The organism is Sessilibacter sp. MAH1 (assembly GCF_054658315.1).
On record NZ_BAAGIC010000033.1, the window covers coordinates 2027 to 5258 of the forward strand.

Genomic DNA, 3232 nt, shown 5'->3' on the forward strand with positions numbered 1-3232 from the left:
GTTGGCAAATGCCACTAATCTCCTGGCGAGATTAGGTTCTTTAACAAGGTGGAAGATTAAGTAATAGTAATATTGCTGAGTTGTTGGTGTTTGGTTGGTTGAGAAATTGACTGATTAAATACTGATGAATCGAAAGTGACTGAGCTTTTGGATTAGCTGATTCTTAGAATACGTTATGAAGAAAGAAAAACTCTGTCCGGTGGTATTATCGTTATCAATTGCAATCAAAGAGAACGTTTTTACGATTTGCTTTTTAAATGTTTATTAAGCGAATGGTAAAGACACTATCAATTGTTGTAAGTCGCAAAAAAAATCAGTGGCTTGAGTTATATGGTCAAGCGACTAAGTGCACACGGTGGATGCCTTGGCAGTTAGAGGCGATGAAGGACGTAGGAGCCTGCGATAAGCGCGGGGGAGCCGGCAAACATGCTATGATCCCGCGATTTCCGAATGGGGAAACCCACCTGTTTACAGGTATCTTATACTGAATACATAGGTGTAAGAAGCGAACCCGGAGAACTGAAACATCTAAGTACCCGGAGGAAAAGAAATCAACCGAGATTCCCTAAGTAGCGGCGAGCGAACGGGGAGAAGCCGATTGTTACTGTGTTAGTGGAACCTTCTGGAAAGTTGGGCGATACAGGGTGATAGCCCCGTACACGAAGATGCAGTAATGACACATTAAGTAGGGCGGGACACGTGTTATCCTGTCTGAAGATGGGGGGACCATCCTCCAAGGCTAAATACTCCTAACTGACCGATAGTGAACCAGTACCGTGAGGGAAAGGCGAAAAGAACCCCTGTGAGGGGAGTGAAATAGAACCTGAAACCGTGTGCATACAAGCAGTCGGAGCAGACTTGTTCTGTGACGGCGTACCTTTTGTATAATGGGTCAGCGACTTACTGTCTGTAGCAAGGTTAACCGTGTAGGGGAGCCGTAGAGAAATCGAGTCTTAATAGGGCGATAGTTGCAGGCAGTAGACCCGAAACCCGGCGATCTACCCATGGCCAGGTTGAAGGTGCCGTAACAGGCACTGGAGGACCGAACCGTCATCTGTTGAAAAAGATTCGGATGAGCTGTGGGTCGGAGTGAAAGGCTAATCAAGCCGGGAGATAGCTGGTTCTCCCCGAAAACTATTTAGGTAGTGCGTCATGTCTCACCCTCGGGGGTAGAGCACTGTTTGGGCTAGGGGGTCATCCCGACTTACCAACCCCATGCAAACTCCGAATACCGAGGAGTGCAATCATGGCAGACAGACGGCGGGTGCTAACGTCCGTCGTCGAGAGGGCAACAACCCAGACCGCCAGCTAAGGTCCCAAATTACAGTTAAGTGGGAAACGATGTGGGAAGGCTTAGACAGCTAGGAGGTTGGCTTAGAAGCAGCCATCCTTTAAAGAAAGCGTAATAGCTCACTAGTCGAGTCGGCCTGCGCGGAAGATTTAACGGGGCTCAAACTGTAAACCGAAGCTGCGGATGCTTTTAAGCATGGTAGGGGAGCGTTCTGTAAGCCGCTGAAGGTAAGTTGTAAAGCTTGCTGGAGGTATCAGAAGTGCGAATGCTGACATGAGTAACGATAAAGGGGGTGAAAAACCCCCTCGCCGGAAGACCAAGGTTTCCTGTCCAACGTTAATCGGGACAGGGTTAGTCGGCCCCTAAGGCGAGGCAGAAATGCGTAGTCGATGGGAAACGGGTTAATATTCCCGTACTTTTTATTACTGCGATGGAGGGACGGAGAAGGCTAGGCCAGCACGGCGTTGGTTGTCCGTGTTTAAGCGCGTAGGCTGAGGACTTAGGCAAATCCGGGTCCTTAAGGCTGAGACGTTACGACGAGCTCACATGTGAGTGAAGTGGTTGATGCCCTGCTTCCAGGAAAAGCTTCTAAGCTTCAGGTAATAAAGAACCGTACTCGAAACCGACACAGGTGGTCAGGTAGAGAATACCAAGGCGCTTGAGAGAACTCGGGTGAAGGAACTAGGCAAAATGGTACCGTAACTTCGGGAGAAGGTACGCCGGTTTTGGTGATGGGACTTGCTCCCTAAGCTGAGGCCGGTCGAAGTGACCAGGTGGCTGCAACTGTTTATTAAAAACATAGCACTCTGCAAACACGTAAGTGGACGTATAGGGTGTGACGCCTGCCCGGTGCTGGAAGGTTAATTGATGGGGTTAGCGTAAGCGAAGCTCTTGATCGAAGCCCCAGTAAACGGCGGCCGTAACTATAACGGTCCTAAGGTAGCGAAATTCCTTGTCGGGTAAGTTCCGACCTGCACGAATGGCGTAATGATGGCCACGCTGTCTCCACCCGAGACTCAGTGAAATTGAAATCGCAGTTAAGATGCTGCGTTCCCGCGGCTAGACGGAAAGACCCCGTGAACCTTTACTATAGCTTGACACTGAACTCTGAGCCTACTTGTGTAGGATAGCTGGGAGGCTTTGAAGCGGTGACGCCAGTTACCGTGGAGCCGTCCTTGAAATACCAGCCTGGTATGTTTGGGGTTCTAACGCTGGCCCATTATCTGGGTTGCGGACAGTGTCTGGTGGGTAGTTTGACTGGGGCGGTCTCCTCCCAAAGAGTAACGGAGGAGCACGAAGGTTGGCTAATCATGGTCGGAAATCATGAGGTTAGTGTAATGGCACAAGCCAGCTTGACTGAGAGACTGACACGTCGATCAGGTACGAAAGTAGGTCATAGTGATCCGGTGGTTCTGTATGGAAGGGCCATCGCTCAACGGATAAAAGGTACTCCGGGGATAACAGGCTGATACCGCCCAAGAGTTCACATCGACGGCGGTGTTTGGCACCTCGATGTCGGCTCATCACATCCTGGGGCTGAAGCCGGTCCCAAGGGTATGGCTGTTCGCCATTTAAAGTGGTACGCGAGCTGGGTTTAGAACGTCGTGAGACAGTTCGGTCCCTATCTGCCGTGGGCGTTGGAAAGTTGAGAAGAGTTGCTCCTAGTACGAGAGGACCGGAGTGAACGAACCTCTGGTGTTCGGGTTGTCATGCCAATGGCATTGCCCGGTAGCTATGTTCGGACGGGATAACCGCTGAAAGCATCTAAGCGGGAAGCCTCCTTCAAGATTAGCTTTCCCTGGGATCTTGAATCCCCTAAAGGGCCGTTGAAGACTACGACGTTGATAGGCTGGGTGTGGAAGCGTTGTGAGGCGTTGAGCTAACCAGTACTAATTGCCCGTGAGGCTTGACCATATAACTGAAGACATTGGTTGAGCGACA

The 3232-nt window shown here is 50.3% G+C and carries 1 rRNA gene; it reads left to right on the forward strand.

From position 1 onward, the window contains the following. The first annotated feature begins 332 nt into the window (after positions 1-332). Positions 333-3205: ribosomal RNA gene (locus ACYQ28_RS18705) — 23S ribosomal RNA — on the forward strand. The last annotated feature ends 27 nt before the right edge of the window (positions 3206-3232 follow it).